This window comes from Sphingobium sp., from assembly GCF_003248505.1.
In the GTDB taxonomy this organism is placed as follows: Bacteria; Pseudomonadota; Alphaproteobacteria; order Sphingomonadales; family Sphingomonadaceae; genus Sphingobium.
Genome location: NZ_QFOA01000173.1, coordinates 1 through 1222, shown reverse-complemented (window position 1 = coordinate 1222; position 1222 = coordinate 1). Strand labels below are relative to the sequence as shown.

Annotated in this window: 1 protein-coding gene and 1 pseudogene; both read right to left on the bottom strand. The window is 61.9% G+C overall.

Annotated features, from left to right (window positions below; translation table 11 throughout):
- Positions 1 to 264 precede the first annotated feature (264 nt).
- Positions 265 to 951: a PIG-L family deacetylase gene (locus tag DI606_RS20185; RefSeq protein ID WP_293985809.1), complete on the bottom strand. Its 687-nt coding sequence runs from the start codon at positions 949 to 951 to the stop codon at positions 265 to 267.
- Positions 945 to 1222 (bottom strand): annotated as a pseudogene (locus DI606_RS20180) (hypothetical protein); the annotation flags it as partial. The gene DI606_RS20185 and the pseudogene DI606_RS20180, both read right to left, overlap by 7 nt.

Sequence of the window (1222 nt, the reverse complement as noted above, 5' to 3'; positions counted from 1 at the left end):
TGTGTGCATTCGCCATATGCTCCTCCTTCATGCGCCGCCATGGCGCTATTGAGCATCATACGATGCCCGATGAAGGGAGGCATCCACCGCATCAGTTCAATCCGACCTCGAAACCCGAGCGGAAGTGGCAGTCTCCCAGAGCTGCTATCGTGGCCCTGAACTTCTCAGCTTCATACGGACTGGTCGCCAGGTTCCACGGATCAGGATCGTTCTGGAACATCCGCTCGAAATAAGCTGGGACGATCGTCTCTCTCTGCTGCCCCATCACCGCTTCAGCCTCCGGAAGAGCATGTCGCGCGAAGGCATAGAGAGGCGCTCGCGGGGTAGGCGAAAGCCGTCTCCCATCAGTCCGGTGAGCTGGCTACGGTGCTTTGCAAGGGCCTGACGCCGCACGCCGATCCGCATCTCAGCAGTCACGTAGGATGCCATTCCCGTTGATGGTTTTTCCGACCAGACGAGATACTCAAATACCGACACATGGTGGCCGGCATCCGATGCGCACAGGTAGGCTAGCTCGGCGGCCGCCCGGTGATCGCAGTGGGGTTCGTTCAACGCGGTCACGGCAATCGCTGTCACTCCGCGTCGCGCAATGAGAGCACCCAGTCTTCGGCGACTGCTATCGAAGAGCGCCGAACCCGATCTCTCCGGCCTGGCATCATTCCAATCGAGATGGATCGGCCGCGGTGCCAGCCGACCAGTGAGACGCCGTAGGGCCGCGCTCGCTTCCCGCTTCCTCGTGACAACGAGGTCTGCACGCCTATCAGGCCCAAGGTCGTGCGAGGCGCTTCCATTGGTAAGATAGGCGACACCTGCCAGCCTCCCCTTTTCCGCTGCCTGCGCAATGATCGCGCCAGCGCCCAAAGTCTCGTCGTCGGGGTGTGGAGCGAGGACGAGCCAGCGCAGACGTGGATCGATGGGACGGGCACTTGCGCGTCTAGACAGCGTCACCATAGGCGGTCATCCTGGCCCCAGGCATCATGGTCAAGCCACGCGGATGCGGCACGATCCTTCGCATAGTCGGGACCGGCCTGCCGCAGATAGAGCGACAGGTCGCGCGAAATTTTGTCAATGCGTTCACCATCGAACGCGCTGCGCGTTCCAACGATGCGGGCAGCTAGTTCGATGTCAACGGCGGCGTAAAAGTCGTCCATTGGGCGGAGCAAAACCAGGCCACTTGATCCGGGTGTTGGCGAGCGCCGGGAGGGCGTAGCCCGAGCGGGGG

Bases quoted from the DNA above. Each gene is read 5' to 3' on its own strand.
- DI606_RS20185 (WP_293985809.1), bottom strand. From the start codon at position 951: ATGGTGACGCTGTCTAGACGCGCAAGTGCCCGTCCCATCGATCCACGT.